The 24,549-nt window shown below is 66.6% G+C and carries 32 protein-coding genes; 18 read left to right on the forward strand and 14 right to left on the reverse strand.

The features are described 5' to 3' along the window. Window positions 1-88: 88 nt before the first annotated feature. The 4 genes from ACFSZT_RS15380 to ACFSZT_RS15395 all read left to right on the forward strand — a co-directional run bounded on the left by ACFSZT_RS15380 (window position 89) and on the right by ACFSZT_RS15395 (window position 1,679). Entirely contained in the window at window positions 89-421 is a 333-nt protein-coding gene (locus ACFSZT_RS15380) for a hypothetical protein (RefSeq protein WP_377390223.1), read from the forward strand. A 72-nt stretch (window positions 422-493) separates the two neighbouring features. Then, complete coding sequence (locus ACFSZT_RS15385; protein ID WP_377390221.1) at window positions 494-841, forward strand: hypothetical protein; 348 nt, start codon at window positions 494-496, stop codon at window positions 839-841. After that, on the forward strand, window positions 838-1,389 hold the full coding sequence (locus ACFSZT_RS15390; protein ID WP_377390219.1) for a hypothetical protein: 552 nt from the start codon (window positions 838-840) through the stop codon (window positions 1,387-1,389). Before ACFSZT_RS15385 ends, ACFSZT_RS15390 begins: the two co-directional genes overlap by 4 nt. Then, the gene (locus tag ACFSZT_RS15395) at window positions 1,356-1,679 is read left to right on the forward strand and encodes a hypothetical protein (protein ID WP_377390217.1); all 324 of its coding nucleotides are present in this window, start codon (window positions 1,356-1,358) and stop codon (window positions 1,677-1,679) included. Before ACFSZT_RS15390 ends, ACFSZT_RS15395 begins: the two co-directional genes overlap by 34 nt. Window positions 1,680-1,775: 96 nt before the next feature. Here the strand turns inward: ACFSZT_RS15395 and ACFSZT_RS15400 are convergent, their stop codons facing one another. Further along, window positions 1,776-2,159: a MerR family transcriptional regulator gene (locus tag ACFSZT_RS15400; protein WP_377390215.1), complete on the reverse strand. Its 384-nt coding sequence runs from the start codon at window positions 2,157-2,159 to the stop codon at window positions 1,776-1,778. Window positions 2,160-2,221: 62 nt separating this feature from the next. Between ACFSZT_RS15400 and ACFSZT_RS15405 the strand changes: the two genes are divergently transcribed. The 3 genes from ACFSZT_RS15405 (at window position 2,222) to ACFSZT_RS15415 (ending at window position 4,880) form a co-directional block, all read left to right on the forward strand. Further along, the gene (locus ACFSZT_RS15405) at window positions 2,222-3,274 is read left to right on the forward strand and encodes an MFS transporter (protein WP_377390213.1); all 1,053 of its coding nucleotides are present in this window, start codon (window positions 2,222-2,224) and stop codon (window positions 3,272-3,274) included. Between the two features lie 310 nt (window positions 3,275-3,584). Beyond that, window positions 3,585-3,818 carry a hypothetical protein gene (locus tag ACFSZT_RS15410; RefSeq protein ID WP_377390211.1) on the forward strand — a complete coding sequence of 78 codons (234 nt, stop codon included), beginning with the start codon at window positions 3,585-3,587 and terminating at the stop codon, window positions 3,816-3,818. A 138-nt stretch (window positions 3,819-3,956) separates the two neighbouring features. After that, on the forward strand, window positions 3,957-4,880 hold the full coding sequence (locus ACFSZT_RS15415; protein WP_377390209.1) for a metal ABC transporter solute-binding protein, Zn/Mn family: 924 nt from the start codon (window positions 3,957-3,959) through the stop codon (window positions 4,878-4,880). Between the two features lie 248 nt (window positions 4,881-5,128). Here the strand turns inward: ACFSZT_RS15415 and ACFSZT_RS15420 are convergent, their stop codons facing one another. From ACFSZT_RS15420 to ACFSZT_RS15435, 4 genes are all read right to left on the reverse strand, one after another. After that, the gene (locus ACFSZT_RS15420; protein ID WP_377390207.1) at window positions 5,129-5,977 is read right to left on the reverse strand and encodes an aminoglycoside phosphotransferase; all 849 of its coding nucleotides are present in this window, start codon (window positions 5,975-5,977) and stop codon (window positions 5,129-5,131) included. After that, on the reverse strand, window positions 5,974-6,711 hold the full coding sequence (locus ACFSZT_RS15425) for an AAA family ATPase (RefSeq protein ID WP_377390205.1): 738 nt from the start codon (window positions 6,709-6,711) through the stop codon (window positions 5,974-5,976). Before ACFSZT_RS15425 ends, ACFSZT_RS15420 begins: the two co-directional genes overlap by 4 nt. Before the next feature lie 26 nt (window positions 6,712-6,737). Continuing rightward, window positions 6,738-7,661 (reverse strand): radical SAM protein, encoded by a 924-nt coding sequence (locus ACFSZT_RS15430; protein ID WP_377390203.1) that lies wholly within the window; start codon window positions 7,659-7,661, stop codon window positions 6,738-6,740. 415 nt (window positions 7,662-8,076) lie between these two features. After that, window positions 8,077-8,511 carry a hypothetical protein gene (locus ACFSZT_RS15435; RefSeq protein WP_377390201.1) on the reverse strand — a complete coding sequence of 145 codons (435 nt, stop codon included), beginning with the start codon at window positions 8,509-8,511 and terminating at the stop codon, window positions 8,077-8,079. A gap of 426 nt (window positions 8,512-8,937) precedes the next feature. Between ACFSZT_RS15435 and ACFSZT_RS15440 the strand changes: the two genes are divergently transcribed. Then, on the forward strand, window positions 8,938-10,284 hold the full coding sequence (locus ACFSZT_RS15440; RefSeq protein ID WP_377390199.1) for a helix-turn-helix domain-containing protein: 1,347 nt from the start codon (window positions 8,938-8,940) through the stop codon (window positions 10,282-10,284). A gap of 5 nt (window positions 10,285-10,289) precedes the next feature. Here ACFSZT_RS15440 and ACFSZT_RS15445 read toward each other — a convergent pair whose 3' ends face one another. The 3 genes from ACFSZT_RS15445 to ACFSZT_RS15455 all read right to left on the reverse strand — a co-directional run bounded on the left by ACFSZT_RS15445 (window position 10,290) and on the right by ACFSZT_RS15455 (window position 11,959). Beyond that, window positions 10,290-10,838 (reverse strand): NUDIX domain-containing protein, encoded by a 549-nt coding sequence (locus ACFSZT_RS15445; protein ID WP_377390197.1) that lies wholly within the window; start codon window positions 10,836-10,838, stop codon window positions 10,290-10,292. Window positions 10,839-11,174: 336 nt separating this feature from the next. Continuing rightward, on the reverse strand, window positions 11,175-11,699 hold the full coding sequence (locus ACFSZT_RS15450; RefSeq protein WP_377390195.1) for a DUF2269 domain-containing protein: 525 nt from the start codon (window positions 11,697-11,699) through the stop codon (window positions 11,175-11,177). After that, window positions 11,696-11,959, reverse strand: a complete 264-nt coding sequence (locus tag ACFSZT_RS15455; protein ID WP_377390193.1) for a hypothetical protein — start codon at window positions 11,957-11,959, stop codon at window positions 11,696-11,698. Before ACFSZT_RS15455 ends, ACFSZT_RS15450 begins: the two co-directional genes overlap by 4 nt. Before the next feature lie 98 nt (window positions 11,960-12,057). Here ACFSZT_RS15455 and ACFSZT_RS15460 point away from each other — a divergent pair, with 98 nt between their 5' ends. Both ACFSZT_RS15460 and ACFSZT_RS15465 read left to right on the forward strand, forming a co-directional pair. Beyond that, window positions 12,058-12,642 (forward strand): TetR/AcrR family transcriptional regulator, encoded by a 585-nt coding sequence (locus ACFSZT_RS15460; protein WP_377390191.1) that lies wholly within the window; start codon window positions 12,058-12,060, stop codon window positions 12,640-12,642. Window positions 12,643-12,782: 140 nt separating this feature from the next. Next, entirely contained in the window at window positions 12,783-14,393 is a 1,611-nt protein-coding gene (locus ACFSZT_RS15465) for a DUF6119 family protein (RefSeq protein WP_377390189.1), read from the forward strand. Between the two features lie 56 nt (window positions 14,394-14,449). Here the strand turns inward: ACFSZT_RS15465 and ACFSZT_RS15470 are convergent, their stop codons facing one another. Next, entirely contained in the window at window positions 14,450-16,000 is a 1,551-nt protein-coding gene (locus ACFSZT_RS15470; RefSeq protein ID WP_377390187.1) for a multicopper oxidase family protein, read from the reverse strand. Between the two features lie 53 nt (window positions 16,001-16,053). Further along, a complete protein-coding gene (gene ctaD / locus ACFSZT_RS15475; RefSeq protein ID WP_377390185.1) occupies window positions 16,054-17,826 on the reverse strand; it encodes an aa3-type cytochrome oxidase subunit I in 1,773 nt (590 codons plus the stop codon). Window positions 17,827-18,061: 235 nt separating this feature from the next. Here ctaD and ACFSZT_RS15480 point away from each other — a divergent pair, with 235 nt between their 5' ends. From ACFSZT_RS15480 to ACFSZT_RS15490, 3 genes are read left to right on the forward strand one after another with little or no spacing between them, the layout of a single operon-like run. Continuing rightward, window positions 18,062-18,406, forward strand: a complete 345-nt coding sequence (locus ACFSZT_RS15480; protein WP_377390183.1) for a BlaI/MecI/CopY family transcriptional regulator — start codon at window positions 18,062-18,064, stop codon at window positions 18,404-18,406. Beyond that, complete coding sequence (locus ACFSZT_RS15485; protein ID WP_377390181.1) at window positions 18,406-19,260, forward strand: M56 family metallopeptidase; 855 nt, start codon at window positions 18,406-18,408, stop codon at window positions 19,258-19,260. The genes ACFSZT_RS15480 and ACFSZT_RS15485 overlap by 1 nt, the downstream gene beginning before the upstream one ends. Window positions 19,261-19,289: 29 nt before the next feature. Beyond that, window positions 19,290-19,991 carry a class I SAM-dependent methyltransferase gene (locus ACFSZT_RS15490; protein WP_377390179.1) on the forward strand — a complete coding sequence of 234 codons (702 nt, stop codon included), beginning with the start codon at window positions 19,290-19,292 and terminating at the stop codon, window positions 19,989-19,991. Between the two features lie 19 nt (window positions 19,992-20,010). Here the strand turns inward: ACFSZT_RS15490 and ACFSZT_RS15495 are convergent, their stop codons facing one another. From ACFSZT_RS15495 to ACFSZT_RS15505, 3 genes are all read right to left on the reverse strand, one after another. Continuing rightward, window positions 20,011-20,304 (reverse strand): YncE family protein, encoded by a 294-nt coding sequence (locus ACFSZT_RS15495; RefSeq protein ID WP_377478280.1) that lies wholly within the window; start codon window positions 20,302-20,304, stop codon window positions 20,011-20,013. 153 nt (window positions 20,305-20,457) lie between these two features. Continuing rightward, window positions 20,458-21,326 (reverse strand): IS5 family transposase gene (locus ACFSZT_RS15500; RefSeq protein ID WP_377478175.1). Its coding sequence is split into 2 segments (ribosomal slippage): window positions 20,458-20,958 and window positions 20,961-21,326, totalling 867 coding nucleotides; the frame shifts between segments, so codons are not numbered across the junction. A gap of 99 nt (window positions 21,327-21,425) precedes the next feature. Continuing rightward, a complete protein-coding gene (locus ACFSZT_RS15505) occupies window positions 21,426-21,731 on the reverse strand; it encodes a hypothetical protein (RefSeq protein WP_377392575.1) in 306 nt (101 codons plus the stop codon). Window positions 21,732-21,741: 10 nt separating this feature from the next. Here ACFSZT_RS15505 and ACFSZT_RS15510 point away from each other — a divergent pair, with 10 nt between their 5' ends. Further along, complete coding sequence (locus ACFSZT_RS15510; RefSeq protein WP_377392573.1) at window positions 21,742-22,185, forward strand: hypothetical protein; 444 nt, start codon at window positions 21,742-21,744, stop codon at window positions 22,183-22,185. A 37-nt stretch (window positions 22,186-22,222) separates the two neighbouring features. On the opposite strand, the gene ACFSZT_RS15515 is transcribed toward ACFSZT_RS15510, so the two are convergent. After that, window positions 22,223-22,960, reverse strand: coding sequence for a TIGR02391 family protein (locus tag ACFSZT_RS15515; RefSeq protein ID WP_377392570.1), 738 nt, complete (start codon window positions 22,958-22,960; stop codon window positions 22,223-22,225). Window positions 22,961-22,984: 24 nt separating this feature from the next. Here ACFSZT_RS15515 and ACFSZT_RS15520 point away from each other — a divergent pair, with 24 nt between their 5' ends. The 4 genes from ACFSZT_RS15520 to ACFSZT_RS15535 all read left to right on the forward strand — a co-directional run bounded on the left by ACFSZT_RS15520 (window position 22,985) and on the right by ACFSZT_RS15535 (window position 24,534). Next, window positions 22,985-23,221 carry a hypothetical protein gene (locus ACFSZT_RS15520; protein WP_377392568.1) on the forward strand — a complete coding sequence of 79 codons (237 nt, stop codon included), beginning with the start codon at window positions 22,985-22,987 and terminating at the stop codon, window positions 23,219-23,221. Between the two features lie 334 nt (window positions 23,222-23,555). Further along, on the forward strand, window positions 23,556-23,900 hold the full coding sequence (locus tag ACFSZT_RS15525) for a hypothetical protein (RefSeq protein WP_377392565.1): 345 nt from the start codon (window positions 23,556-23,558) through the stop codon (window positions 23,898-23,900). Beyond that, window positions 23,897-24,193, forward strand: a complete 297-nt coding sequence (locus ACFSZT_RS15530; protein ID WP_377392562.1) for a hypothetical protein — start codon at window positions 23,897-23,899, stop codon at window positions 24,191-24,193. The genes ACFSZT_RS15525 and ACFSZT_RS15530 overlap by 4 nt, the downstream gene beginning before the upstream one ends. Beyond that, window positions 24,187-24,534 (forward strand): DUF2218 domain-containing protein, encoded by a 348-nt coding sequence (locus ACFSZT_RS15535; protein ID WP_377392559.1) that lies wholly within the window; start codon window positions 24,187-24,189, stop codon window positions 24,532-24,534. The genes ACFSZT_RS15530 and ACFSZT_RS15535 overlap by 7 nt, the downstream gene beginning before the upstream one ends. Window positions 24,535-24,549: the final 15 nt, after the last annotated feature.

Raw genomic sequence — 24,549 nt, forward strand, 5'->3', positions numbered from 1 at the left:
TTCCGCTGACGCCGCTGTTGCCAGCCGCGCAGGAAAGACCGGGAAATCTTCTGGAAAGGCCCACGTCAGCCGCTTACGCTCCCGTGGCGTGAACGCTCACCCCACCAGGCTTCTTGCGCGTCCCGCGCTCAGCTGGACGGCGTTGGATCGCACGCAGTACCGACTGACCTTGCATGGTAGCGCCTGGATACTCCAGGCGACGCCGGAACGGAAGCACCCCTGGCTGTTGGCTGGCGCTGACGGCGTGAAGCAGGAGATCGGCCCGGCTGACGTCAAAGCCGCGCAAGCCATGTCGGAATTCTGGTTAGACGTCGGCGCCATGTGCGCGGCAGTTGAGCCGGACACATCGAGCTATACCGACCTACGTAACACTGCCACGGATCCGCCAGCGCTGGTCATCCGCAACTGGACGCAGGCCTGATCCGCCAAACCGTCCCGCCGCAGGCATGCGGTCGTATGCCGAATGTCCAGCCCAGGCTAGAAAGTCGAGTAGATGAAGCAGCAGCGCAACGGCAAGAAGCCAGATGTCGGGACTAATTCCAGAATCCCGTCCGTCAGGGAGTTTCGAGGCGAGCGCACGCGGACGAGTTGGGTGCTCAAACGGTTGGAGTCGGCTAGCAAGGCCTGCGAGCTGGCTATGTCCCAGGCGCGGGCGATCCTCGATTTCAACGGCCCGGAGGTCATCGAGCTGGCAGCGGATGACAAGCACGAGCTGAGGTCTCGACTCGAAAGCGTGCAGCGATCCGTGCGGGTCGCCCAGCGAGTAGCTCAGGCCCACATGTTCGCGCTGGAGCAGGAGATGCAGCGTTTGGGGTACGAAACCAAGGGTAGGCGGTCATGAGCACGTCCAAACCCGGCGTGGATTACACGCCGCCGCCCGAGCACTCGGACTTGTACACGCCGCTGAGCCGGGAGCAGCTCGACATAATTCAGGCCGTACTCATCAACGAGGACGACGCCTTACATGCCTCGGTGCTCATTGCGGCCGCCAGTTACCCGGAGGTTGTGCATTCTCCAGCCGACAACACCGAGGAAGACCTGACAGGTGTGGCGACGATTCGGGCGCTGCGTCAGCCTGCCCACATTCATCTCGACGCCGCGTTGTGGCGGATCAACCGAGCCGTTAACAGCGAAACGGAGCCGTGCTACCAGCGGCAACTGGCTGGCCATGAGGATGGAACCGCGGCCTTGCGAGCCATCGGCCTCCACCTGCTGGAAGTAGGTTTCGCCGTGGCAGAAGAGGGCGACGTCGACTGCACTGACGTTGAAGCCGCCATCTCGAAGGCTTACGGCTTACCTAGCCACGCGCCGTGCGTCGAGCACGGCGGCCAGCACTGCGAATCATGTGAGGTGCCGTGGCCGTGCACGCATGTTCGGCCAGCACCGTGACCCCAAGCCCGTTGTACGGCCAGAGTGAACCCGGCCTCGTCAGCCGACAGATGCGGCTGTCCGACGCCATCCAGAAGCAGACCAACAGCTTGATCGACCGGATAGATGCCAGTGCCGATGACACCGAAGCCCGGGCGTGGCTGGTTGACCTTGGCCGGGAGCTGGTGGAGCAAGGTTGCGGCCTGCTGGATTATGCAGGCCTGGACGTCTCGGGGGTGTTCGCGGCGGTCGACGGGTTGCTGGAGGCACACTCCAGCGACGGCGCGCAGGAAACACGGCCAGATGAGTGAGACCTGCTGTGCAGGTAGCCACGCAACTGCATGGCGGTCCTTCACCGTCAGGCGTCGATGATCGGGCAGACCCGGACGTCCTGCTCGGGTGAGGCATCAGCCGTTGTCGCGGCTTGTCGCGTCGCGGCGAGACTCGCGCAAGGCCAGCAGTTCGGTGACGGCCTTGTCGATCTCGGCGATGCGGGCATCGAGCATGCCTCGTACCTGTGTGCACGGGGTTGCGCCGACGCGGCGCAGGGCGAGGATGGCGCGGATGTCGTCCAGCGCCAGATCCAGGGCTCGGGCGCGGCGGATGAAGGTGAGGGTATCTACGTCTTCCTGGTTGTACAGGCGGTAGCCCGCAGGGGTGCGGAGGGCGGGCGGCAGCAAGCCGCGGTGCTCGTAGAGCCGCACCGCCTTGCGGGTAAGCCCGGCCGCCTGCGCGGCCTGTCCCACGGTCATCGTCCCGGCCATCCCGCTGCCTTCGGCTTTGACCTTCACCCTGGGGGAACGTTCTAGCGTCTCCAGGATACGCGGTGAGAAGGGACGGAGGCGCTGATCGGGTGAGCCGCAGCGAGGGGTTTCGCCAGGTGTTCTCCCGGCCCCACTTCCGCAGGCTGTGGGTGGCACGCACCGCGTCTGCGTGGGGCGACGCCTTCGCCACCGTGGCACTGAGCCTGCTGGTGCTGGAGCGCACCGGCTCGGGGCTGGGGGTGGCCGGGGTGGTGGCCGCCGAGATCGTGCCGGTGCTGGCGCTGGGCCCGTTCGCCGGGGTGCTGGTCGATCGCCTCTCGCCGGTGCGCGTCATGGTGGCCGCGGACCTGGCTCGAATGTTGCTGGCAGCCCTGTTGCCACTGATATCCGGCTCCGTCCCGGGAATCTACGGTGTGGCGTTCGCGATGTCGGCGGCGTCGGCGTTCTTCAACCCTGCCGCCGGCGCGGTTTTGCCTGCCCAGGTGGAGGAGAAGGAGCTCATCGCGGCGAACTCCGGGATCTGGACCGCCGCCGTCGTCGTCTCGCAGATCGTGCTCGCCCCAGCAGCCGGTGCGGTGGTGACGGTCGTCGGCTACGGCCCGGCGTTCTGGATCAACGCCGCGAGCTTCGCCGCCTCTGCCGCCGTCCTCGTCCGCCTACGCTTGCCGCGCCCGGCGGACAGGACGGCTCGCGCCGGCTGGTGGCACGAGGCCCGCGAGGGAGTCCGCGTGCTGGCCGGTCACCGGGTGCTGCGGGCTCTGGCTGCGGGGCAGGGGCTGGCCGCGCTGTCGGCAGGGGCGACCAGCGCTCTGCTGGTCGTGCTTGTCCGCGAGCGGCTGCAGCTGGGACCGTCTGGGTACGGCATCGCGCTGGCCTGCATCGGGATGGGCGCCGCTGCCGGCCCGCTGCTGCTGACCCGCCTGGTGTCCGATCCGCGCCGCCCCGCCTGGGTCGTCGGCCCCTACCTGCCGCGAGCCGCCGTCGATGCGGTGCTCGCCGCCGTGCGAGTCCCGGCCGTCGCGTTGGGCAGTCTGGTCGGGTACGGCGTGGGGACCTCCACCGGCGCGGTCACCTTCAACTCCCTGTTGCAGGCGGAGACCCGCCCGCGGTACGTGGGCGGGTCTTCGCCGCCTTCGACCTGATCTGGCAACTCGGACGCCTGGCCTCCCTGGCTCTTGGCGGCTGGCTGGCGGATGCAGCGGGCATCGTGGCCGTCTATGCGGCCGGTGCCGTCTTGCTGGTCGCCGCCGCGGTCATTGGCCGTGCTGGACTCACCCGTCATTCCACGTAGGCCGAGGGCTCCGGGACCTGTGTACGCCGGACCTTGTCAGAAATCGACGAATACCTGATGTGCCTGATCTGGTGCACCTGCCGCGACCGACTGTACCACCGGAATACTAGTCTGCTTAGTACGTAGACTCGCGATGACGTGAAACCACTGGAGCGCCGACGTTGTACATCCCGCAGGGCATTCTGTATCTGCCAACTCTCGCGCTGTGGATCACCTTGGTCGGCGCGATGATCAACCGAGAAGGCCCGGTCGTCATCGTCCCGGTCGGCCTAGGCGCCGCTACAGGTGTGGCGATGGCAGTCATGAACCTGCCCTGGTTGCTCGTGCCGGTGGTCGTTCTCTGGGTGGCTGGTCTCGTCGTCATGATTCGAAACCAGCGCACGACTGCGCGCTGAGTTCCTGTCATTGGAAAGCAGGGCATGAGTTCACTTCACCGCGCCGACGCACAGATGGTGATCCATTGGGGTACGGTGTTCTTGAAAACGGTTTCCATTAACGGCTGACCGTGCCTCTACCCTTCGGGAGCACAAGCGATGACTTCTAGCCGCATGCCGCGCCTGTTCGCCTTGCCCGCCGCGACGGCGCTCGTCCTCGGCCTGACCGGTTGTGGCAGTGGTGACGCTGGGCGTGACACAAGTGGTGGTGCCGCGGGCGGCACCGACGCAAAGATCAATGTCGTCGCGTCCACGATCGTCTGGGGCAGCGTGCTGGCCGCAGTCGGCGGCGACCAGGTATCCGTGACGTCGATCATCAAGGACCCGGTGGCCGACCCGCACTCCTACGAGACCACTCCGGCTGATGCCCTTGCCGCGGAGGCGGCCCAGCTCACTCTTGCCAACGGCGGTGGCTACGACGACTTCTTCGGCAAGCTGGCCGACCAGGCGCCCAACGCGCGCAAGCTTGTCGCCTACGACATCGGTGCGACCGGGGACGAAAACGAGCACGTCTGGTACAGTTTCGCCGTCGTCGAGAAGGTGGCCGACGAGATCGCCGCCCAGCTCGGTCAGCTAAAGCCTGGCGCCGCGCAGACCTTCACTGCCAACGCGAACACGTTCAAGGCCAAAGTGGACAAGCTGGAGAGCAAGGCCGCGCAGATCGGCACCGCCCGCTCCGGTCTCAAGGTAATCGCCACCGAGCCGATCGCACACTACCTGCTCAAGACCGCGAAGGTCGCCGACGCGACGCCGTCCGAATTCTCCGAGGCGATCGAGGAGGAGACCGACGTGCCGCCGGCCGCCCTGGCCGAGGTGAAGGACCTGATCTCGGGCGAGCAGGTCACGGCCGTGGTGAACAATGTGCAGACGGTTACCCCGGTGACCAGCCAGGTGGTGGATGACGCCAAGAAGGTGGGCCTGCCCGTGGTTGACGTGACCGAGACGCTGCCGACCGGGGTCACCGACTACATTTCGTGGATGACCGGCGAAGTCGACGCCTTGGCGAACGCCCTGAAGTCTTAAGCCCGCTGTAAAAGTCTCCGGCCCGAGCCTCGCGCTCGGTCCGCGCACCGTGTGGTCCGGGCTCGACCTGCGGAGCGAGCCCGCGATCCACGAACACCGCGTTGATGCCGCCGACCGGCAATTGTTGGTGGCGTACGGCACGGCGGCTGGCACGGTCGCGGCCGGCGACGACGCCCGGATCACCGGCGCCGCGCAGAAGGCGGCCAACGGTTCGGTCCAAGGGCACAGTGATCGTCTCCGGCGGCGGCTCACGCACCTCCTGAGGTCAGCAGGGGCGCGATCAGCTCGCGCAGTGGCGTGATCAGCGCCGGATAGTCGCCGAATTTCGTGGCCCGGTGCAGCAGCCGCGCCGCGACCCACAACAGCGCCCGCCTGCCATCGTCGGTGTCGAGCACCGCGCCGAAGGTCTGCCAGACGCGACGCGCCACCCCTGGGACCAGCAGGCTGTAGCAGTACAGCGAGGCCGCGTCGGTGCCTACTGGACCACGCCCCCAGAACTCCCAATCGAGGATGCCGAGCTGGGGTTCCAGTAGGTTGTTCCAATGCAGGTCGCTGTGGATCGTTTCCCACCGGCCAATGCGCAAGTCCACGCCGAGGGTGTCGCGCACGCGTCGCGTGTCGGTGCCGCGCGCCGCGTAACGCGAGGTTGGTACCTGACGCAGACGGTCAAGCGCGGCGCGCAGGGACTCCCACCAGACCTCTGGGAGGTCCAGCGGGGCGTGGAGCACGTCAGTGGGCGAGCACGGACGCCCAGGTAGGACGGTCATGACGTCTGCGCGGACGCGTCGGTGCTGGTCAGGTACCTCCCAGTCGGTGGTGTCGAGCACGCGCGGCTTCGGTACCCCGTCGATGATGTTGGCGTCGAGGCTGCCGGTCCAGAACTCGCCGCCGTCACCCAGCCACCGGGCTTGCTCCGAACCCACCCGCAACCAGCAAGGACCGCCAGTGCCACGCGCGGCGACCCCGATGGACCGCAAACGCCACCCGAACGTCGGTTGCCCGACGATGGCCAGCCCGAAATGGGCGGCGGCGCGGTCGAGGTTGTTACGCATCCACGCGCGAAACACCTCGTCGGAGCGCTCGACATCGGCGGTCATGAGGTGACATGCCGCAGGTAGAACGCGGGCTCGGCGAGGAAACGCCGCCACTGCGCGGTCAGGTCCAGGTCGTCCCACTTCGCACGCCGCGTCCCGTGGTCGCCGATCTCGATGATGTCGGCACCGGGCGTCGCGGCCAGCAGCGGTGAATGGGTGGCGCAAATGACCTGCGCGCCCGAGTGCCCGAGGTCGTGCATGAGCGCCACGAGCTGGAGACACGACGTGAACGACAGCGCCGCCTCGGGCTCGTCCATGAGATACAGGCCGCCGCCTTGGAACATTTCGGCGAACACGGTCAGGAAACCCTCGCCGTGGCTCATCTCGCTGGTGTCGGCCTCCCAATAACCCTTCATCCCGGATACGGTATTCATGAGCCCAAACGCGGTTTCGGCACGCAGAAAGAACCCCTTCCGCTTGGTCCGTGGGCCTGACCGCATCCGGGCACCATCGGGTGTGGTTTCGAGCTGCAAGACCTCGCCGAGGGGCGTGCGCGGCCGGTCGTTGCCGTACTTGCGACCGGCGCGCCCGCCGTGGGCGTCGAGCTTGAACGCCTCCGCGATGGCTTCCACCAGCGTCGATTTCCCAGAGCCGTTCTCGCCGACCAGCATCGTCACGGGCGCGGTGAACTCGAGCCCATTGTGGGCTAGTTCGGCCACGCACGGCACCGTGTAGGGCCACGACGCGCACGCGGCGGGTCGCAGCCCCTCGGGGATGAACGCGCGTCGGACGAGCATCCGCCTCTTTCTCCTTTGTTTGCTGGTCAGCCGTAGTCCGGTGCGCAGGCCCCGACCGGTCGGCAGTTGCCTGCCGGTCGGCACGCCGGGCTGCACGAGGGTCCACACTGAGGGTCGCACACGTTCGGCACGCACATCGTCGCCAGCCGTTCGGCGAACGCGGCGCGCAGCTCCTCGCCGACGCGCGTCGCTTCCTCGCTGGTCAGCGCGGCGGCGAGACCGGTCTCGCGCACGTTGCCGATCGGAAGCCAGCGCGAGAACACGCACGGCCACACGGTGCCGTCCGCTGCCACGGCAGCCGAGCCGTGACCGCACTGTCCGCACAGTTGATCGACCGTGCCCGGCTGCCCGTGGCCGCCGCGCCCCACGTGCCGGACCCGATCGCGCCCGATCTCCGGCACACCAAGGTCCACCAGCTCGGCTTCCGCCTGGTCCACGCGCTGATCGTCGGCGAGATCGATCAGTCCGGCGCGTAGCGGGATGCCACGGTCCAGCGCCTTCGCGATGTTGGCACGCGTACGCGCGTGCGAGGGACGGCCGGTGATCGTTGCGTGCTCGCCGGGGTCGTCGGAGTAGTAGGAGGTCGCGAGGCTGACGCCGGGGCAGGAGAACACGTGCCACAGGTCGTCGGTGACGTGCACGAGGTTGGTGAACACCTCGACCCGCAGGTCCCGGGCAAGCGCGTGGTGCACCAGCTCGTGCAGCGCCGGGTGCAATGTGGGCTCGCCGCCGATGAACTGCACGGAGGTCACGCCCAGCTCGGCGGCTTGATCGAGCACGTTCCGCCAGTCCTCGGCCGTCATGGTGCCGTGGGTGCCCGACGGGGAGCTGCCCGCGTAGCAGTGGGTGCATTCGAGCTGGCAGCGGCCGGTGATCTCCAACCACAGGAACGTCAGCGGCGGATACTCGCGCATGGCGATCGGAGCCGGCATGTCACCCGTTAGTGTCATGTGGGTGTTCCTTCCCTCGTGATGGCGCCTCGCCGGTCGGCGGACGTGGCCCGGCCGGGAGGAGTGAACCATCCGCTTGCCGGGTTGCTGCGGGACGTGCGTGGCGGCGGCACGCGTCGCGGTATCCGTTTCGGTAGGGCTGGTCGGGTGGACTCCCGTCGCTGCTCGGGTACCGGCGGCGGGGTGTCGCGTGTGGGTTCGCCGGGCCAGGGCCAGCACGCCGGGCAGCGTGTCGCCGCCGGTGTGGGCGCGGCGGGCACGCACGCGGCGCCGCAGTCGGCGAGTCCGAAGGTGCGCCCAGCGCCGTGGAGCCGGTGCGTGTTGTCCGCCGTGACCCGGTGCACGAGGTGCCCAGACCACAAGCCCGGCCACGTGGCGGCGACGTCCAGCTCGGCGTCGTGGCGGGGCTCGTCGGTCACGACAAGGATTGACCCGGCAGCCACAGTTCACCTCGCGCGCGTGCCCGGCGGGGTGAACCACGCTGATCGTCGTCGGGCAGGCTCAGCAGCTCGGCCACCACGGTGGCGACACTGCCGCGGCGGACCCACAGTGGGTGCGCGCCGCGCTGTTGGTACTCGTCGGCGCGGTAGCGCTCGCCGACGGCGGTCCGCCGGTCGTAGGTGCGGTAGGTGTCCACGACCGCGCGACGTGGCCGTAACGCGTAGATCATGGCGATGTCGTCGGTGTCGGTGGTGAGCGCGGCGGCGACGTCAAGCACGTCGAGTGGTGCGCCGTCGTGGCAGACGTAGATGAACCGGTAGCCGGCGCCGATGCTGGCGAACATCGCCACAAGGTGTGGTTGGTCCTCTCGTGAGATCACGTCGGTCAACGCGGCGGGCGTCGCTGTCATGGGTTCCCCTGGTGCTGCGCGTGTTATCTGGGCGGGTGGAACGCGACGCGCCCGACATGCCGTCGGGCGCGCCGCTGCTGGAGCGATTGGGCGGGCAGCGCAACGGGACAGGGGGTTGGTGCGCGGCCCGCCCGATGCGCCCCCTGCCGCTGGCGGGACGCGCCGCTTGCGGGGGCGGCGGTCGTAGAGGGCAGCGCCAGCTCGGGGTTAGGCAGGGGGCAAGCCGGGGTGGTGGTAGCTCGCGTGCCTCACCTCGCTCACTGTTTTGTGCTGGTGCCGGTAAGTCTCGGCCGCACACGAGCATGAGCCAAGACGGGCAGCGCATATGCCTCTATGTGCATATGTGGTGAACGCATATTTGCAGGTCGTGATGCCTTTCCCGTTCGCGTAGACTTTCGCTCAACCGTGAGCGGGAGACCCCACGACATGCAGCAGCACGACCCCTTCGGCCCGCCGGACCTGCCGGACCTGCCGGAGGAGTTTTGGGACCATCCGGAGATCGCGCAGGCCGCGCGCGACCGGCACATCGGCCGGTTGCTGCGCGCCTACCGCACACTCCAGACGCCCAAGATCACGCAGTTGCAGTTAGCCGAATGGCTAGGAATCGACCAGACCAACCTCTCCCGGCATGAACGCGCGAGCCGGCCCACGGTCCGATTGGACAAGCTCGAACAGTGGGCGCGCATTCTCGGCGTCCCTCGACGCCTGCTGTGGTTCGACCTTGCGCCATATGCGGACAACGCAAGCGAACCAGCCGCTACGGCACCTACGCTCGCCGCGACAGCCCCGGCAAGTGGAGAGGACGACGTGCACCGACGACAGTTCCTCCGCGCTATCGGCGCGGCAGCGCTGGGCGCGCCTTTTGTGGGTCGCGCCGCCAGCGAAGCGCCCGACACCATCGCCGAAGTCCGTCACATGACGGCCGCCTTCCGCGCCTCGGACAACCGTTTCGGGGGTAGCCATAGCCGCAGCACACTGGCCGCGTACTTCGATCGTGTGGTTAAGCCGTTGCTGACCACGCGGGCGGACCCGAGACTGCTGGCCGCCGCCGCCGAGATGCAGCACGTGGCCGGGTGGATGGCCTACGACATCGGACAACCCGGAACCGGACGTCAGCACTTGCGCGAGGCGTGGAAGTTGTGCCAGCGAGCCGGGGATGCCGCGCTCGGTGCCGAGATGTTCGCGGGGATGTCGCACCAGGCCGCGTTTTTCGACGATGCGGAGACGGCCGTTGATCTCGCCCTGGCCGCCGGTCAAGCCGCCGCAGGGATCAACCTGCCGGTGCTTACCGCCGAGATCAACATTCTGGAGGCACATGGCCACGCCATGAAGGACGAGAAAACCGACTGCCTCAACGCATTGCGGCAGGGCGAGCGGGCGTTCGAGCGGACACGCGGTGAGACACCGAAGTGGCTGGCCTACTTCGACAGTGCGTACATGGCCGCGAAAACCGCGCACGTGTACCGCGATCTCGGCGTGCCCACCGCGGCGGAGACATACGCGCGGCGATCACTGGAAATGACCGACGGCTACGAACGCGGCCGACTGTTCAACACGGCGCTACTGGCGTCAACGCTGGCCGACCAGCGCCGTGTCGAGGAAGCCTGCGTCGAAGGTGGACGTGCCGTGGCGATGATCCACCAGGTTCGCTCCGTCCGCGCCACCGCGTATCTCTCAGATCTCGCGCGACGGCTCGCGCCGTTCAACACCGGCGACGTGCGTGACCTGTACCAACAGATGCACGACGTTGGGGTGGCCACGCCGCGGATGTAGCGCGCTCACCTCGGCGGGAACGCCAGCACGTGCATGAGGCCGACCTGCGACGACGCACCCACGATCTCACCGGCCGCCATGCGGTCCCGCACGGAGGCCAGGGAAATCCAGTCGATCTTCTCGGCCTCGTTGATATCGGTGGGGTCGCCGACGTACTCGGCCCCGAGCGAGACGAACAACAGGTTCTCGGCGTCGGCGGAGCCCACCATGGGTTGAGTGGACACGAGCGGGCGCACGTCGCGTGGCCGCCAGCCGGTCTCCTCCTCGACTTCCCGCGCGGCCGTCGCGGCGGGTTCCTCGTTGGGGTCAACGTAGCCGCCTGGCAGTTCCCACACCCACCGGTCGAGAATCCAGCGGTGACGCCACATCATGAGCACGTTCTCGCCGGCGTCATCGAGCACGACCATCATGGCCGCCTTGGGCATACGCAGGACGTACTGCTCGAAATGCACCCCATCCGGCAGCTCGACGGAGGCGATCGACAAATGAAGTTTCCGCGTGTCATCGACCAGTCGTTCGCCGTGGATCGTCCAGCGTGTTAGCGCTTCACCCATGTGTGGCACGGTACCGGTTCGCTTCGCGGGTCTTGTGAACGCTGAGCTCACTGTGGGCCAACGGTCCGCGACGCGGGGTGCCATGATCACGAGGGTCGCTTCCAGGGCTTGGACGGTCCGTAGGCCCGCCACGCGCGCGCACCGTCGCCCGGTTGACTTCCTGTCCTCGCTCATCGCCGTGTCATGCCGTTGGCGTGCTTCGGTGTGCTTGGCCCGGCTGCGGTACAAGTGCACGAGCCCGCCGTGGTTGCCGACGACCCCCGGCCGGCAGCGGGAGAGGTTTCGTGATCATCAGCGAACCCACCGGCATGCTGGAGACGAGCCGCTCGGGCGCAGCTATCGCACCGGCGCCCCGCGCTGCTGACGCCGCTGCTCCTGCTGCCGACGCCACCCGTACCGGGTCAGGCCCCGCGGCTTGTACACCGAGAGGATCAGGACGAGGAGCAGCACCACCGAGCCGCCGATCGAATGCAGCAGCGTCCCGGGCAGCTCGCGCGGATCGGCCTCGGACGCCGCGGCCTGCGCAAGGGATCTCACGGTGGAGGTCTCTATCAGCAAGATTGTCGCGGCAAAGACGGTGAGCAGGAGTTTGACCAGGACCCAGTAGTGCCGGAACAGACCCCATGGGGTGCCGAGTGCGTTGACGATCCCGACGAGCACCGAAGCGAGGGCCAGCGGGACGATGACGTAGGTGACCATCACGCCCATGGCGAGATATGCGGCGCGCACCGTCTGCAAGTCTTGGCCGACCGTGGCGGTGATGTCGAGAGCAAGGTAAGGCGCAACTGCGCCGAGCCAGCCGACTGACGTGGTGATATGCGTGGTGAGCACGAACTTGCGCAGGCGGGGCGACATCGTCATCCGTGGCCACCGGATGGCATCTGCACCGCGGTGACGCTGGCTGGCGGTTTGTCGCCTGCGCCGAGGTGGCGACCTGGGCCGTGATCGCCACCGAGACCGGCGAACTTCACGATGACGACCAGCAGGACCAGGATGCCGACAACGATCGCGGACACCTTCACCCAGCGCGGCACTCTGGGCGGCGTACCAGAGGTCGAGGGACGGTCGGATCCGACGTCGGTGTCATCGCCGGTGGCGGGATCAGGCGGCACGCTCGCCATGGAGGCCTCCTTAGCGGATCGGGTTGCGCCAGTTTATCGAGACACTGTGTCGATGGCGAACACGGTGTCACCAGAGCGTCGTCGCGTATACTGTGAGGGTGCCGAGGCTCTGGAATGAGACGATCGAGACGCACCGCCACGCGGTGCGCGAGGCGATCCTGGACACCACCGCAGAACTGGTGAGCGAGCACGGGCTGCTGTCGGTGACGATGTCGCAGATTGCCGAGAAAACCGGCATCGGGCGGGCGACGCTGTACAAGTACTTCCCGGACGTCGAAGCCATCCTGCTCGCCTGGCATGAGCGGCAAATCGCGGGCCACCTCCAGCAGTTGGCCGAACTCCGAGACCAGGACGGTCCTCCTGGTGAGCGGCTGCAAGCCGTGCTGGAGGCCTATGCGCGCATCTCCCACGATCGCTTCTCCCACGACCACGCGGGTCTCGAACTCGCGGCGGTGCTGCACAAGGGCGCTCACGTTGCCCAGGCGGAGCAGCATGTTCATGACTTGTTCAAGGAGTTGCTGACCCAAGTCGCAGAGACAGGTGACCTGCGGGACGACGTTGCGCCCGACGAACTCGCCACGTACTGCCTGCACGCTCTCGGCGCGGCCAGGAGCCTGCACTCCGAGTCGGCGGTCCGCCGGCTCGTTACGGTGACCATCGCCGGGCTACGCCCAGCGAATTGACTGCACGTCGATAACAATCGGTGACCAATCGTTCGGCTGTCTGAGCGGAATCGTGGCGGCTGAATAGGTGGTCAGCGGCGAGGGGCGTCGAGACCCGGGCACCTTCTGGCCACAGTGGTAGCCGTGAGGTGACGGCGTGCATGAGAATCACCCTGTACCTGCTGCGCGAGGGTGTGGCACTGGACAAGACGGTGTTGCGTCGGCGCGACCTGTTCCGGGAGGTACCGCTCCAGCCGCCGGAGACAGCCGATTTGGCGTGGCGGTTGTTCGTCCGGACGCCACCGGAGCGCGAGGCGCGCTGGGTGAACTATGTCCGCCCGATCTTCGCCGATGTGGAAGCTGAGTCCGAGATCCGGATCTCGAGCAAGAGTTCGGGGGCTGTGCTACTGGTGCACGTCCACGAACGCGTTTTCGCGATCACGTTCGGTACCGGCTTCCACGCCCTCGATCTGGGGACGGTCGAGCTCGACTTCGGCCTGCGGGTAGCCGCGAACTGCGTCGATCCGGACAAGATCACGATGGCGGACGCTCGTGGGTTGGGCAAGGGGCGCCGTAACGCCACCAGTCGTCTACCGGTACCCAACGAGGTGTTCGCGCTCGGCTTGCTCACCGACGAGGAGTGGATCCGCAAGTTCGGCGGGGATGTCAAACTCACCGGATTCGCCAAGAGCGCGCGGGGCGCCGACTCACTCCAGCTGAGCATCGACGACTTCGACCTCACCAAGCTCGGGCCGAAGCTGCGCCAGGTTCTCGACCTTTACCAGTCCACCGGTTATCGCGAGCACTTTCCGTTTCTGGATTACTTCCGGCGCGAAACCGACAAAGCACTCATCGAGCACCTGGATCGGCTGGCCGGCGAGGCGGTGTGCTGGCGCGATCGCGATGTCGGTTTCGCGATGCCTGATGAGTTCGACCTGCTGGCCGACGCCTACCGGCTGTCACGGCGCCGAGAGCAAGCCTGGTTGACCGAGCTGCGCACCGAGGACGTCTACGACGCCATTGAGCAAGTCAAAGGATGGAACAAGCCGCTGACATCGGTCAAAGTGGAGCCTTTCGACCGCTCCGAACATGTGGTGGGTGACCGTAAGCCGCTCCGGTCATATGCCGTGGTCAGTGTTCCGTATCAGGTCGGTGACGAGACTCGCCACTACACTTTGACGGCCGGGGCATGGTTTCGGATCGACCAGGAGTACGTCGAGCTCGTCGATCGTTACTTGCGTGACTTTGTGGATCTCTGGCCGGAGGATCAGCGCCTGCCGGCCTGGGACGACTCCTACCTCAAGGCACACGTCGAGGGCCGCTACGGGGAGGAGCGCTACAATCGGTGGGTCGCGCGGGAACGCCGGTATGTCTTGCTGGACCGCGATCTCTACCGAGGCCGTGCTGGCGAGCGGGTCGAAATTTGCGACCTGCTCACGAAGGACAAGCAATTGATCTGCGTCAAGCGCATGGACGGCTCGGACAAGATGAGCCACCTCTTCCAGCAAGGATCCGTTTCTGCCCGCATGCTCATGACCAACCAGACCTACCGCGACAAACTGATGGACAGGCTTCGTCAGCTCGATCCAACTGCCACGTTCGGCGAAGCCTCACAGTGGACGGTGGTCTTCGCCATCGCCACGAGCAAACCCGGCGATCTCAAGGACATCATGTACTTCTTTTCGCGGGCAGCCCTGAAAATGCATGCCGAGGCCATCAAGAGCTGCGGCTTCAAGGTCTCGCTAGCCAAGATCGACAAGCTACCGGGGTAGCGTCGGAGGACGCCGGCGCTGGCCGCGCTGACCCCGTCGTAGCCCGAGGCTGCTCGCTACTCGACATAGGACACGACGGTCATCATCCCGGCCTCGCCGTGATAGATGTTGTGGCAGTGGGTCAGCCACTGGCCGGGGTTGTCGGCGTTGAAGTCGACATCGAGCGCAGTGCCGGGCATGACGATCGCCGTGTCCTTGCGGGCACCGCGCCCGTCCTTCCCGAGTACCTGGAAGGTGTGGCCGTGCAGGTGCATGGGGTGGAACATCTCCGACTTGTTCTCGAACCGCAGGCGTACTCGCTGGCCAGATTGAATCGGTAGGCCGTCGGCCGGGTCGTAGGCGTTGCCGTTGATCGTCCAGTCGTATTTGGCGCCGGGGCCTTCGAGTACGAGGGTGTGGGTGACGTCCGGTGCGTTGTCGCGGAGTGTGACCTGGTCGGTGGCTTTGAGATCGTTCACCGTGAGCACAGGCAGCGTAGAGAGCTGCGAAGCGGCGGCGTCGCCGGCCGCCGGATCGCCGGGGCGACCGCTCTGGATCAGGACCTGCGCGTAGAGGTCACGCCCTTCGGCCAAGGCCAGGACGGGGACGGTGGAGTTCGGAACGGTAATGATCGCGTCGAGCCTTTCGCCCATGCCGAGGAGTGCGACGTCGGCCTGTTGAGACACGACCGGGAAGCCGTCGGTGTGTGTGACAGTCATGGGGACGCCGGGAACGCCAACCCGAAATGCGGTGTCGGCCGCGGCGTTGATCAGGCGCAGCCGGATCCGCTGACCCGGCCTGGCCCGGAAGACGCGCGGGGCGGTGGAGATGCGGCCGTTGGCGAGGACGTACTGGTAGGTGACGTCGCCGGCGTCGCCGCCGAGCAGCTTGGACTGCGGCATCCCGCCCATACCCGGCATGTCGCCGTGGTCCATGCCGGGCATGGAGGAGTCGCCGGGCTCGCCCATCACCATGCCGTTCTTCTTTAACTCGGCCAGCACCGTGTCCGGATCGCGGCCGTCGATGCCGTCCAGCCAGTCGTCGAGCACAATGACCAGTTCGGTGTCGTAGTCGGCGCCGTCGGCCGGGTCCTCGACGATGAGCGGGGCGTACAGGCCGCGGTCAAGCTGCGTGCCGACGTGGGGGTGGAACCAGTAGGTGCCGGCGTCCGGCACCGCGAAGTCGTAGGTGAATGAAGTCCCGGGCTTGATCTCGGACTGGGTGAGCACGGGCACGCCGTCCATGTCGTTGCGCAACGCGAGGCCGTGCCAATGAATGGTTGTCGGCTGGGGCAGCTTGTTCGACAGTTGTGCGTTCAAGACATCGCCACGCCTGACACGGATCTCCTTGCCGGGCAGCTCGCCGCCGTAGGTCCAGGTCTTTACCTGGATGCCGCCGAGATCGATGTCAGTTACCCCGGCTTCGAGCGACACGGACGTCGACCGGCGGCTCGTGGCGCGGCGGTTCCGTTCCGCGGCCGCGATCGACGGTGCCTTCGGCCCGATCCTGGTGGGTGCGGGCGGACTGGCGTTTCTGGATGTGCAGGCGGCCAGGCCGGCGGCGGTCGTCACGCCCGCTCCCAGGATCAAGAAGCCACGGCGGCTGATGCGGCGATGCGGTGCGGTCATGTGTCCCTCGTGCGGATCGGTAGTGGACCGGTTGCGATGATCGTTCCCGAGCGTTACCTAGCACGCTCGGTCGTGCTGCCAGAATCGACCGATGTGGTGAGCGCCTTGGAGGGCGTCGGTGTGGCTTCGGGGTGCGGTAGCGGCTTGCCCGTGAACGTGATGTGCCCCTCGTCCCGGATGCGTTCGACCATGTGCGGGTAGTGCAGCTCGAACGCGGGACGCTCCGAGCGGATGCGGGGCAGTTCGGTGAAGTTGTGCCGCGGCGGCGGGCAGCTCGTGGCCCACTCCAGCGAGTTGCCGTAGCCCCACGGGTCGTCGACGGTGACCCGCTCGCCGTAGCGGTAGCTCTTGAACACGTTCCAGATGAACGGCAGCGTCGAGGCGCCGAGGATGTAGGCGCCGATCGTGGAGATCGTGTTCAGCGTGGTGAACCCATCGCTTTGGAGGTAGTCGGCATAGCGGCGTGGCATGCCCTCAGCACCAAGCCAGTGCTGGACAAGGAACGTCGTATGGAAGCCGATGAACGTCGTCCAGAAGTGCAGCTTGCCCAGCTTCTCGTCCATCATCCGGCCGGTGATCTTGGGGAACCAGAAGTAGATCCCGGCGAACGTGGCGAACACGATCGTGCCGTAGAGCACGTAGTGGAAGTGCGCCACCACGAAGTACGAATCGGACACCTGGAAGTCGATCGCCGGGGCCGCGAGCAGCACACCCGACAGGCCGCCGAAGAGGAAGGTGACGATGAAGCCGATCGAGAACAGCATCGGCGACTCGAAGGTCAGCTGTCCCTTCCACATGGTGCCGATCCAGTTGAAGAACTTCACACCGGTGGGCACGGCGATCAGGAAGGTCATGAACGAGAAGAACGGCAGCAGCACCGCGCCGGTGGCGTACATGTGGTGCGCCCACACGGACACCGAGAGCGCCGCGATGGCGAGCGTGGCCCAGATGAGGCCCTTGTAACCGAACACCGGTTTGCGGCTGAACACGGGGAAGATTTCGGACACGATGCCGAAGAACGGCAGCGCGACGATGTAGACCTCGGGGTGGCCGAAGAACCAGAACAGGTGCTGCCACAGGATCACGCCGCCGTTGGCCGGATCGAACACATGGGCGCCGAGACGGCGGTCGGCGAGCAGGCCGAACAGGGCGGCGGTGAGGATCGGGAACGCGATGAGGATGAGGATGCTCGTGACCAGGATGTTCCAGGTGAAGATGGGCATCCGCCACATGGTCATTCCTGGCGCGCGCAGGCATACGACGGTGGTGATCATGTTGACGGCACCGAGGATCGTGCCGAGGCCGGACACCAGCAGGCCGGTGATCCACAGGTCCGCGCCCACGCCGGGGGAGTAGATCGCGTTCGACAGTGGCGTGTAGGCGAACCAGCCGAAGTCGGCCGCGCCGCCCGGGGTGAGGAACCCACCGACGGCGGTCAGGCCGCCGAAGAGATACAGCCAGTAGCTGAGCGCGTTCAGCCGCGGAAAGGCGACATCCGGTGAGCCGATCTGCAGGGGCAGGATGAAGTTCGCGAATCCGAACAGCACCGGTGTCGCGTAGAGCAGCAGCATGATCGTGCCGTGCATGGTGAACAGCTGGTTGTACTGCTCCTGCGACAAGAACTGAAGCCCGGGGCGAGCCAGCTCGGTGCGGATGAACATGGCCATCGCCCCGCCCACCATGAAGAAGGCGAACGACGTGACCAGGTACATGATGCCGATCTGCTTGTGATCCGTTGTGCGGAACAACCGCAGCAGGTACGAACCCTTCGGCGCCTCACGCACCGGCGACGGGCGCACAGCAACAGGTGCCGGTGTCACAACCATGCTCGAACTCCATCCCTGGCGGCTCAGCCGCACCCAAAACTACTAGAAGTGATAGTAGAGGACTGGTTCGTGTGCCGATCGACACGGGGCTCGTGTAGCACCGCTGCGACTACTATATACTGTAGTAGTTTGTTCGGTGCCAAAGGTTGTGCCGATCACTCGGTCAGATGCACCCTTTTGCTCGCCGTTTCTCCTACGATGCTGTAGTAGTCGGAGGAGATCGGCGGGAGGCGTCGTGGGCACGTTGGAGGGCGAGGTTCTCGAGGTGTTGTGGGCGAGCGCTGGCCCACGGAGCGTGCGCGACGTGCTGGGCCGACTGAACGCGGCGAGGTCCCGACCGCTGGCTTATACGACCGTGATGACCGTTCTCGCGCGACTGGCCGACAAGGGCGCGGTGCGGCGGCATCGAGTTGGCCGGGGGTACGCCTACCAGGCGATCGGGCGCGACCCGGCTTCCCTCGCGGTGCGCCGGGTCCTCGATGAACACGGAGAGGCGGCGGTCGCGCATTTCCTCGCGGAGGCGGAGGCCGATGACGATCTCCGGGAACGGCTGCGCCGGATCATGGAGCGAGGTGCCTGATGCCTGCCCGTGGTGGTGCTTTCTGGGTCCTGATCGGCGTCGGCGCAATTCTGCGAGCCAGCGCAACGATCGGCTCCTGTGCGGTCGCCACGGCTATTGTCCACACCCTGTGGACAGACGGGGCCGGGCGGCTCGTCGCGACGTGGTACCTGGTGCTTCCGGCGTTCGCGCTGGTTGTCCTGAATGGCATAGGGCTGCTCGGCGAGCTCAAGTTGTGCGGCGTCGCGGTGCGGGTGAACCGACGGCTGCGGCGCTCAGCGTTGCCGGCGCCCGCGAGGGTGCGGTCCGTCGGCCAACGGCTGGGTTTGATTACGACGGTGGAGCGTGCCCCGGACGATCACGTGTTCGCGCTGACCTACGGGTTGTGGCGACCGCGCATCGTGCTCAGTGATGGGCTGCTCGCGCGTTGTTCGGACGACGAACTGGCGGCTGTACTGGAACACGAGGCCGAGCACGTGCGGGCACGTGACCCCCTGCGCATCTTGCTCAGCCGTTTCGCCGTTCTCCGATCGCCCTTCATGCCGGCGCTTGCCCACCTCGCACAGCGTGCCCGGTGCGACGCCGAGCTGGCAGCCGATCGGCGCGCCGCATGCCGCGTCGGTCCGGCGGTGCTGGCCCGAGCTCTGCTGGTTGCGAGTGCACCACCGCCTCCGTTGGCCGGCGGCGTGGCGGCGGGATTCGGCGATCGAGACATCTTCGAAGCCAGGGTTCAGCAGTTGGAGGGTGTCCGGCCGGTCTGGGGACGACCGACACGCCGCGCGGTCGCGATCAGCGCAGGGGGAGTGCTGCTCATCAGCTGGTTCGTCGTGGCGGCGTCTCTCACCGCATCCCTTCTCCATCCTTACTGCGGCTAGATACTACAGAAATGTAGTAGATTGACTGTATGACGACTTCTGAGCATCTGGACAGCAAGGCGGCCCAGCGGTTGGCCCGCTACTACGACAGGTTCAACGCCCCAGCCGAGCGCCGCTGGGCCGGCGCCCGGCGAGCCGCGATGGTCGGGCCGCTGACCGGCAGGGTCCTGGAGGTCGGAGCCGGGACAGGGGCCAATCTCGGGCATTACCGCGGCGTTCGCGAAGTCCTCGCCGCAGAGCCATCCGCGGCCATGCGCGAACGCCTGCGCGACGCGGCGGCGAAAGCACAGGTGCCCGTGGAGATCGTGGACGCCACTGCGGAGCGACTGCCGTTCGACGACGCCAGCTTCGACGCCGTCGTGTGTGGTCTGGTGCTGTGCAGCGTCGCCGACCTCGACCAGGCCCTGGCCGAGATCCGACGAGTGCTCAAGCCCACGGGCCGGCTCGTGTTCTTCGAGCATGTCCGTTCCGACGGGCTACTCGGTTGGGTTCAAGACCGGATCGAGCCGGCGTGGACGCGCATCGCCGCGGGCTGCCGACCGAACCGCGACATCGTCGAGGCCATTCGTGCGGCCGACTTCGATCTCCGCGAGCTCGACATCTTCCGCCCGTGGCCGCGAGTTCCGCTCGTCGCCCCGTACGTGCAGGGCGTTGCCACTCCTCCCAACTCGCAGTACGCGAGGGAGAGCAGCTGGATGTTCGGTCAGCCGACACCGCGGAAACCGAGCTGAATCCAAACCTCGGCTGTGGTCATTCCGGCCCCTGGCTCGGCGCCGAGGCAGGGCCGTGTGGGCCGGCAGCGATCGGGACCTCCGCGACTTGCTGACGCGTGTCCGAATTGAACACCAGCGCCATGCCGCGGTCGTGATCGGCGATGACCATCCAGCGTCCGGCCAGGGCCAGGTGGTGAGGCATGCCCGCGATCGACACCTCGGCCCTGACAACCCGTGAGACGGCATCGACCACGGCGACTCGCCGCGTCGGCTGCGTGATCCAGACCAGACCGTTGCAGTCGAACGCCAGGTGATGGGCCTGCTCGCCCACTGTGATGCGCCCCACCGGGGCACCGCTTGGATCGAATACACCGAGCCAGCCATCCCAGCCGGTGACCCACAGACGTCGGTCGCCGGCGAACAGGAGGTCGTGGGGACGAAGCCGCGTTGGCACATAGCGCACGACTAGGTCGTGTCCTGCAATTCATCGTAGCCAGAGGATGATGGCGGCGATGGTGAGTTCTGCCTGGTAGTAGGCGGCGCGTTTGGCGTAGCGGGTGGCTAGGTCGCGGAACTGTTTGAGCCGGTTGAAGCAGCGTTCGACGACGTTGCGCTGCTTGTACAACTCGGCGTCGAAGGCGGGCGGGCGTCCGCCCCGTGAGCCGTGCGCGGCGCGGCGGGCGATTTGGTCGTCGCGTTCGGGGCTGACGAACCGGATCCGGCGTTGTCGCAGGGCGTGGCGGGTCGAGGGGTGCGAATAGGCCTTGTCCGCGATCACCACCTCGGGACGGCGGCGTGGGCGGCCAGGCCCGGTGCGAGCGACACGGATCCCGTCCAGCAGCGGCACCAATTGTGGATTGTCACCAGCCTGCCCCGGGGTGAGCACAACCCGCATGGGCAGCCCGCGTCCCTCGACCACGAGGTGGATCTTGGTGCTCAATCCGCCGCGGGAACGTCCGAGTCCTTCGCCGTCGACCGCGATCGCCTCGATGGCGGGCGTGCAGCCCCCTTTTTCCGGGCTCCCGCAGCATGCTGGTGAGCCCGGACCACCGAGGAATCGACACTGATCACCCACTCCACGTCCCCGACAGCGTCGTCTTTGACGATCACCTCGTCCAGAATCCGCTGCCAGGTACCGTCCTTGGTCCACAACCGCAGCCGCTCATGGGCGGTCTTCCACGGCCCATACCGTTCGGGCAGATCACGCCAGGGCGCGCCGGTCCGAAGCTTCCACAGAATCGCATTGATCACCTGCCGGTGATCCCGCCACCGCCGCCCCGGCCCCGACACCGCCGGCAGCAGCGGCTCAATCCGCGCCCAGGCCCGATCCGTCAACTCACCCCGACCAACCACGGACAAGATCAAACCCCATCCGCAGCTAGATCATTTACAGGACACGCCCTAGTCGAGCCCGCACGTCGACAGCGGCCAGCTCGGCGCTGTCGTCAAGGGTTACCCAGGCGCGAACCTGCCGTCGGACGTGACCGCGACGTCATGCGGGTTGGCAGCCAACCTCACGCTGCCCTGCGCGTTGCCCCGACGATCGACGAGCTGCGGCCGGCCGAGGCCTTCGTTCGTCAGCACGAAGCCTTGCCCGACGGCTTTGACGTCGTGCGGGCGACCGCCGAAGTCGATCTCCGCTGTCCTTTCGCCGTACACGAGCGCGAGCCGCCCGGCGGTGGGCAGCGTCGCGGCCGTCACGCCGGTCCGGCCCACAGTCACGTTATGGGCTGGCGTCGAAGTGGTGACAAACTGCACTGCTCGAGGCTTGGGTTCCAACTCGACCTCGGTCAGCGAACGGCCGTCGTCGCTCGACAACCACACGGTGGGCGCGCTGGCTGTCAGCACGCCGGACGGGGCCGGTGCATCCGGTGCGGGGGTCGCGCGGCTTGGAGTCGCCTGTTCAGTGGGCTGCGGTGAGCTGCCCGAGCACGCGCTTATCATCAGCGCGCTCGCGATCAGGAGAGTGCAACGACGCGACCGCATCGAGGAGAATGCTACGCCGCACCGGCAGGAAATCACCTGTGATCATGCTGTAGCTACTATTGCCGATAGGATGAGTCGTGGGCCCCGTGCCGGTCGTGGCAAGTTGGTGAGCGGGTCAGCCCGCGCGGCGGCGAGCGGCGCGCTGGTCTGGGTTTCCGGCCAGCCGAACTGGCCGGAACTGTTCGCCTCGCATTTTCCGGTCATGTCAGGACTGGTGTGCGGTTGAGCTGCGGTTCCGTGTCCTGAACATGTTCGGACGCTGGTTAGTCATCGTCTGACGCCGCCTCGATCTTGTCGAGTAGACGCATGAGGAGGTCGGCGAGCAGTACGACTTCTGCGGCTTCCGTGGAGTCGGTGTAGTCGACCCGGCGGTGGCTTGCCGGGTTCTTGAACAACCCGATGGCTCCTTTGAAGAGGTCCATGAGCGCGACCGACTCGCCAGGGTCGATGTCTGGTCGCCAAAGTGGTCCCGCCTCCGAGGTGCGGTCGAGATCGTCCTTGGGCGGCAGCCGGAAAGCCGCTTGCATGAGCTTTGTGCCGACGAGGCTGTCAGAGAGTTCGGTCAGGGCGCGCGTTCGTATCTCGACTTCCTTCATCGCCATGAATGCCGCGGCTTCGAAGTCGCCGCGAAGAAACTGCGGTCGGGCTTTCGCTTCGAGTTCTGGGACCAGTTGAAGGTCGAGGCGGTGAACGGCGCGGAGCCATGGGAGGCCGCGTTCGAGTGCTTCGTGTCCTTGGCGGCTGATGACGAAGGAAGCCGGCGACGATTGTTCGGGATTCCAGACGACGAGCCCGCGGTTGAGCAGCCAGGCCCAGGCTTCGGACAGGACTCGGAGAGCTTGCTTGTTCCCGGGGTAGGCGCGTTGGCGTGCCGAGTTGAGCCAGTTCTGCCAGTTCCACTCGTTGCTGTCGCGAGCGTCCTTCAGCACGCGCAGCGCGAGGTCGTCGAGCGGCAATGACATGACGTCATCGGCTTCAAGGACCCAAGGTGTGGGCCTCATAGTGCCTCCGTAGATCAAAGTGCCGTGCTTGATGATCAGTCGCGGCGGGCAGCCTCGGTGTTTCGGCCGGGCGCCTGTTTTCAAGAGCTGCATCTCGAGTTGCGCGACTCGGCCGTCCTGGGCTCGACTGTTGGATTGGGCGCGGATATCCCCTGCAAAGTCGGCAAGACGGCACGGCACCTGAGATCACAGATGGCGGGCGACCATCGCGAACGCGGCAACTGGCGTGCCGACCATGCCGTAGTACACGATGGCGAGTGAGATCGGCCCGCCGGTCCGCGTGCGCCTTCTGCGCGCCCGCGGTGAGGCGAGGGGAACCTGCGCTCGCCTTACCGGGGTCGCCGACCTGGCGGCGACCGCGGTCAGTAGCTGTACGGCGTCGCGTGCCCCATGCCGCACTTCTCGGTGATCTGCGAATCTTCACCGACAGCGGACCGTGTCATCGCATACCGCGCGACGGTGCAACTCCATGGTGCGCCTCACAGTCTGTGCAACCACCTAGCAATACATGGTGACCATCATATGCACACTTTGATTTGACAGAGACACTATGTATCGTAAAATGCCGGCATCGGACCGGCGAGGAGGCATTGCTGTGAGCGAACGTGGTGTCGATCTGATGGCGAAAGCGAGTCGGCAGCTTGAGGAGGTGACCGCGTTCTTCGGCCGGCTGGACGCCGCGGATCTGAGCAGACCCTGCGCCGACGAGGGCGGCGACAGCGCCGGAGAAACGGTCGGCGCGGTGACCGTGCATATGGCTGAGGGCTACCACCATCTCGGTCGGTTTCTGCAGGCCAGCGGTTACGTCCCAGCGGTTCCGGCTGCGGAGAACAGGCACGAGCACGGCCACGGGCTACCCCGACCGATCCGCCGGATTTTCCTAGCCTGCTGGAGCGCCTGGCTGGCGGAAAGGTCCCGATCGGTCCGCTGGCGGACTTGACCGATGAAGACCGCGCGACCTATGTGGACAGCGTGCGCTCCGTGCTGGTTCCGGGCGGCCGCTATTTCATGTTGTGCTTCAGCGACCAGCAGCCAGGCGACCAGGGGCCGCGGCGGGTGAGACACGACGAGATCACGACGTCCTTCGCTCAAGGTTGGCGGATCGACTCGATCGAACCCACGACGCTGGACAGCCCTACCGACCCGGACGGCTCAAGGCATGGCTCGCCGCCCTCACTCGGACCTGAGGCTGTTCGCCTGACGGGCAAGTCCAGAAGGGAGAACGCATGCTGACCGCTGAAGCTCACATCCGGACAGCACACCCCAGCCGATATCTCGTCCAGCTCTGCCGGCACGCCGACAACATCAGCCATAGGCTCCGGCATCTCCACGCCGGGGCGGTGCAGGCGCGCCCTGAGGTGCTGAGCGTCGAATGGTCCGAGACGCGGGGGGTGCTCACGTTGAACTGGGGGCGGTGCACCATGCAGGCTGGCTCGGGCATGCTGGCGCTGCGCGTCGAAGTCCCCAACGAGGAAAACCTGCAACAGGTCCAAGACATCATCGCCGGAAACCTCGAACGGTTCGGCAGGCGCGACCACCTGGCGGTGACCTGGCGACCAGTAGCGCGGGCGTGAATGGCTTGGCCGTGT

This window comes from Prauserella oleivorans (assembly GCF_042685745.1).
In the GTDB taxonomy this organism is placed as follows: domain Bacteria; phylum Actinomycetota; class Actinomycetes; order Mycobacteriales; family Pseudonocardiaceae; genus Prauserella_A; species Prauserella_A oleivorans.